Source organism: Ilyobacter sp. (assembly GCF_041583315.1).
GTDB lineage: Bacteria > Fusobacteriota > Fusobacteriia > Fusobacteriales > Fusobacteriaceae > Ilyobacter.
On sequence record NZ_JBFHGC010000162.1, the window covers coordinates 1 to 5,168 of the forward strand.

A 5,168-nucleotide genomic window follows, 5' to 3' on the forward strand; every position below is an offset into this window, starting at 1 on the left:
AGGGCAAGACCTATCCCCTGGGCTGTACCGCCCTCTACCTGAACCCTTGCAAGATTAGGATTTATAGGGGTCCCGCAGTCCACCACTGACAGAAAATCCAAGACCTCTATATCCCCGGTTTCTGGGTCTACCTCTACTTCTGCAAATCCTGCTATAAAAGGTGGCGGAGATTTCTCTCCTCCCCATGTACCTGTAACAGTTATCTGATTTCTACCTTCAAAGGATATGAGCCTGTTAGCGAGGTCATCCAGCTGGATTTTTTCACCGCTTTCCGCCTCCACACAGTCTCCGTTAAATAAAATCTCATCCTCTGAAACTTTCATTATTTCAGAAGCTCCTTTTATTATCTCAGCTCTCATCTTGTTTGCAGCTATTATCACTGCATTTCCAGTGACATAGGTACCACTCGAAGCATATGCCCCAGGATCATAAGGGGATACATCTGTATCAGCCGAATTTAATATTATCTTATCTATACTGCATTCCAGCACTTCTGCAGCCATCTGAGTCAGTACAGTATCACTTCCCTGACCCATGTCAGTAACTCCCACAAACAAAGTATAAGTCCCGTCATCCCAAAGTTTTATGGTCGCTGCTGCCGTATCCAGACCTGCTATACCAGAACCCTGCATGGTCACAGCCATCCCTGCTGCTCTTATTTTTCCGTTTTCCATTACTCTGGCCTGGTGCTTTTCATCCCATCCAAAAATTTCCTTACCTTTTTCCACACACTTTTTTATATCTCCGCTTACTATATAGTTATCAGGTGAAGGCTCCACCAGGTTTTTCTCTCTGATTACTGTAGGATCCATCCCCAGTTTTTTTGCAAGTTCATTTATTGCAGACTCTACTGCAAAAGTTCCCTGAGTAGCTCCATAACCTCTGAAGGCTCCTGCAGGCATAGTATTTGTGTATACGATTTTACCATCATATCTCACTGCGGCCCTGTCGTATAGGGGTGAGGTTTTAAATGCCACTAATTTTGTCACTGTGGGAGCATGTTCTCCATAGGCTCCTGTATTTGAAAGTATATCTATACTAAATCCTTTTATATTCCCTTCCAGATCAGATCCCATTTTGACCTTGAGTCTCATACCGTGTCTCGACGTTGTACAGGTGTGAGTCTCTCTTCTGTTGTATATCAATTTGGCAGGTTTACCGGTTTTGAGAGTTACAATGGCAGGAAATATTTCTGTAGCAGCTGTCTGCTTTCCTCCGAATCCTCCGCCTATTCTGGGTTTTATTACTCTTATCTTACTTCTAGGAATCTCTAGAGCCCTTGCCAGATGCCTTCTTACATGAAAAGGTATCTGAGTAGAACTTATTACACAGAGCCTTCCGTTGGCATCAAGGTAAGTGGAAGTTCTGTAGGTTTCCATCATGGCGTGAATCTGAGGCTGAGTATAATAAGTTTCCTCTACTATCATATCACTCTCTCTGAAGGCTTTTTCCACATCTCCGTCTTCTATGATAAAGCTAGATGCTATGTTTCTCTCTCTTTCCATTCCGATATCAAAGTTTTGATGAATTTCTTCAGTATGAACTAAAGTAGGATTATCCAGGGCTTTTTCATAGTCAAGTACAGCATCTAAAACGTCATATTCTACTTTTATAAGTTTCATGGCCTTCATTGCCGTCTTTTCATCTACAGCTGCTATTATGGCAACCTCGTCTCCTACATATCTCACATAATCATCCAGTATTCTCCTGTCATAAGGAGATGGCTCTGGATACGACTGTCCTGCCAGTGTAAACCTCGTTTTAGGAACATCTTCATGAGTGAGAATACACTCTACACCTGGTACTTTCTCTGCTATGCTTTTGTTGACACTTATTATTTTTGCTGAGGCGTGTGGACTTCTCAGTATTTTTATTATGAGAGGGTTGTTGTTTATATTGAGATCATCAGTATAGACAGGTCTTCCGGTTATTACCCCTATACCGTCTACTTTTTTTATCCCCTGACTTACTATTTTCATCTAGTTCTCTACCCCCATATATTTTTTTATAGCTCTTAGCTGAGATACGTAGCCTGTACATCTGCACAGATTTCCGTTTAGATAATGCACTATCTCCTTCTCAGTGGGATTTTCCAACTCTTTTTTCATGGCAAGCACCGTCATGGTAAATCCCGGAGCACAGAATCCGCACTGCTCCGCTCCCTCTCCAGCCATAAATTCTGCAAATTCCAACGCATCTTTTTGCAGAGCTTCTATGGTAGTTATATTTTTTCCGGCAGCCCTTACACTCAGAGTAGAACATGACAATACTGGCTTACCTTCTACCCATACTGTACATAGTCCGCAAGATCCTGTATCACAGCCTTTTTTTACACTTAAAAATCCATATCTTCTCAGTGTATCCACAAGATATTCATCACATTCTACACTGAAGTTCATTTTTCTTTCGTTTACTATTACATCTATATTCATTACATTACCTCCGTTAGAGCTCTCTTCAGCATAACCTTGCAGACAGCCTTTCTGTATTTTCCAGTGGCTCTCATGTTATCTCCGAAAGTGAGCTCTTCTGAAGCTGTTTCACAGACAGCCTGTATATTTTCATTGCTCAGACCCTCTGTTTTAAGGATTTCCATAGCCTTTGTTGCCAAAACAGCCCTTCCAGGCCTTGCTCCCACAGCTATCCTTATGTTTCCGTCTATATTGGCAGCCACTACATTTAGGATTGCATAGTCACTTTTTGTCTTTCTTATCGTCTGAAAGTTTCCCTTCACAGGACTCTTTTTTATCAGTATTTTTACCAGCACATCCTTTTTTATATCTGATTCTAGGAATTTTTCCAATGAGATCTCTCCCCCGTTAAAAAGAACAACCGATGCATCTAGAGCCAGCAGTGCCGGGATGAAATCTGAAAATCCGTATTTGGAGAATACCGTAGCTCCAGCAGTTACTACATTACGTAGCTGCACCCCCACTATGTCCTCTACAGAACGAGCCACTATTCCGCTGAAGTTTCTTTTTAAAATATCACTTACCTCGATATCTCTGAATGTTGTCATGGCACCTATTTCAATATTATCCTCGTTTTCTCTTATAAAGCTCAGATCCAGGGATGACAGATCAATGGCTGTAGCCAGATGTCTGTTTCCCATCCTCATGTAAGCCGTGCCTCCCAGTATCGCATTGTTTCTGTTTTTTGTAAGCACATCATATGCTTCTTCCAAAGACGAAGCCAACAGATATTTTGAAAAAGTAAACAATTTTAAACCTCCTACCTAAAACCATATAATAAAAAACACCTATCTCTTCATTTTAAAGTGAAGAAAATAGGTGTTTTATTCCACTATTTTTCTCTTCACTCATAGGTAAGTTATTTTCGGCAACTTTGTAGAAACGCCTGACCATATCACAGGCATATATGAGTGTAATCATTTTAAAATATTATAACATGAAGGAAGAATTTTAACAACTTCACAAGATATTTCCACTTGTAAATCTAATTTTTAATTGTTATTTTCCAAAGTAGAAGTTGGGTTTTATCCCTGCACTCTTACTTTTTTTACTTCTGACATATGTCTGCCGCTTCCTTGATTTTTCACCTTCAGTATTTCGGCCATTATTCCAAGAGCTATTTCATTAGGCTCACCTGTTGATATATCCAATCCCACAGGGGAATAGACTTTTTCCAGGTATTCTTCCTTCACTCCTTCATCTATGAGGTCTTTGTATGTTTCTATTATTTTTTTCCGGCTCCCTATCATCCCGATATAAGCTGCAGTTCTTCCTGTTACTGCCCTCAGGGCATCCTTATCGTAGGAATGTCCCCTTGTTACGATCACCACATAGGAACCTTCATCCAGAGCATACTTTTCAAGTATTTCCCCTATACTTCCATGAAGAAGTTCGTCTGCCTGGGGAAATCTTTTTTCGTTGGCATACTCTTCTCTGTCGTCTATTACAGTAGTATACATATTTAGAAATTTCCCCAGCTTATACAGTTCCTGTCCTAGATGTCCGCCACCTACAATTATCAGCTTCTTTCTTTTTTCAAATATTTTTATATACCCACTTACTTTTCCCCCACACTTCATGTGGAGTTCTCCCTCTTCCACCAGTTCAAACTCAAACTTTCTGTTTTTGCTTTCCTCTATAGCTTCCAAAGCAGAGCTTATCACCTGATATTCCAAATTTCCTCCGCCGATTGTTCCCGCTATACTCCCGTCTTCAAATACTCCCATGAGAGAACCTGCCTTTCCGGGACTGGAACCCTCTACATCTATCAAGGTTACAAGAGCTGCTTTCTCACCTTTCTCTATTCTTTTTGATATCTCCGTCATTAGTCTGCCTTCCATATTTACCCCTCCCCATTTCAGCTTTTATTCATTTTTTTAATATTTTTTATTTGATTTAAATTTAATTTTATATATTTAAATTATTGAATTTATTCATATAAAACACTTTAAAATTTTAATTTTTTTAAACAATTCAATATTTTTACTTTAAATAATTATATCGTAAATCCAAAATTTGAACAAATAAATACCTTAAAAAACAATTTATAATTGAAGTTTTATTATCCCAGCTAAAAAAATTATCCTAAAAAATTGTGACCATCTATGATATTATATATTAATTTCTCGGTCACAATATACAGCGTATATACATCATGGCTTTAATCATATATTATTTGAAAATGCTAATACTAGCATTATTCAGCTTTATTGTATATTATGTATGTAGTGCATTTTAATGTTTAATTTACTATTGTTCAATTAATTTTTCAAAATATAAACAAAACTTTTTAATAAGTTTCCAATAGAATTAAATAAGATCTTGGAGGGGCATTTATGGAAGAAAAGGTACTTTTTGTTAAAAAATTATGGTGTAAGGGGTGCGGAATCTGTGTGGAATTCTGTCCAAAAGATGTTTTGGATATGAAAGACGGAAAAGTCAATGTAAAAGATATCAGCGCATGTATCAAGTGTAATATGTGTGGAAAACTATGTCCAGATTTTGCAATCGGTATTAGGAGGAATGGATAATGAGTCAAATTAAATTTATGCAAGGTAATGAAGCGTGTGTTGAGGGTGCCATCGCTGCTGGAATGAAATTTTTTGCAGGATATCCTATCACACCGTCTACTGAAGTAATGGAAAAATCTGCTGAAATGCTTCCTAGAGTTGAAGGGAAATTTATTCAGATGGAAGA

At 38.4% G+C, this 5,168-nt stretch carries 5 protein-coding genes, 1 pseudogene and 1 riboswitch; of the genes and pseudogenes, 2 read left to right on the top strand and 4 right to left on the bottom strand.

All coding sequences use genetic code 11. The annotated features are described in order from the left end of the window. From ABZA26_RS07010 to ABZA26_RS07025, 4 genes are all read right to left on the bottom strand, one after another. On the bottom strand, nucleotides 1-1,979 hold a 1,979-nt coding region (locus ABZA26_RS07010; protein ID WP_372713808.1), incomplete at its 3' end, for a xanthine dehydrogenase family protein molybdopterin-binding subunit. Next, complete coding sequence (locus ABZA26_RS07015) at nucleotides 1,980-2,432, bottom strand: (2Fe-2S)-binding protein (protein ID WP_372713809.1); 453 nt, start codon at nucleotides 2,430-2,432, stop codon at nucleotides 1,980-1,982. Beyond that, complete coding sequence (locus ABZA26_RS07020; RefSeq protein WP_372713810.1) at nucleotides 2,432-3,220, bottom strand: xanthine dehydrogenase family protein subunit M; 789 nt, start codon at nucleotides 3,218-3,220, stop codon at nucleotides 2,432-2,434. The genes ABZA26_RS07015 and ABZA26_RS07020 overlap by 1 nt, the downstream gene beginning before the upstream one ends. Before the next feature lie 82 nt (nucleotides 3,221-3,302). Further along, a riboswitch (purine riboswitch) is annotated at nucleotides 3,303-3,402 on the bottom strand. Between the two features lie 94 nt (nucleotides 3,403-3,496). After that, the gene (locus ABZA26_RS07025; RefSeq protein WP_372713811.1) at nucleotides 3,497-4,312 is read right to left on the bottom strand and encodes an XdhC family protein; all 816 of its coding nucleotides are present in this window, start codon (nucleotides 4,310-4,312) and stop codon (nucleotides 3,497-3,499) included. 495 nt (nucleotides 4,313-4,807) lie between these two features. On the opposite strand from ABZA26_RS07025, the gene ABZA26_RS07030 reads away from it, so the two are divergent. Beyond that, nucleotides 4,808-5,002: a ferredoxin family protein gene (locus ABZA26_RS07030; protein ID WP_372713812.1), complete on the top strand. Its 195-nt coding sequence runs from the start codon at nucleotides 4,808-4,810 to the stop codon at nucleotides 5,000-5,002. Between the two features lie 17 nt (nucleotides 5,003-5,019). Beyond that, a pseudogene (locus ABZA26_RS07035) lies at nucleotides 5,020-5,168 on the top strand (2-oxoacid:acceptor oxidoreductase subunit alpha); the annotation flags it as partial.

What these genes read in the sequence shown, in the direction of transcription:
- ABZA26_RS07030 (WP_372713812.1), top strand. Translation starts at nt 4,808, where the DNA reads ATGGAAGAAAAGGTACTTTTTGTTAAAAAATTATGGTGTAAGGGGTGC.
- ABZA26_RS07025 (WP_372713811.1), bottom strand. Translation starts at nt 4,312, where the DNA reads ATGGAAGGCAGACTAATGACGGAGATATCAAAAAGAATAGAGAAAGGT.
- ABZA26_RS07015 (WP_372713809.1), bottom strand. Translation starts at nt 2,432, where the DNA reads ATGAATATAGATGTAATAGTAAACGAAAGAAAAATGAACTTCAGTGTA.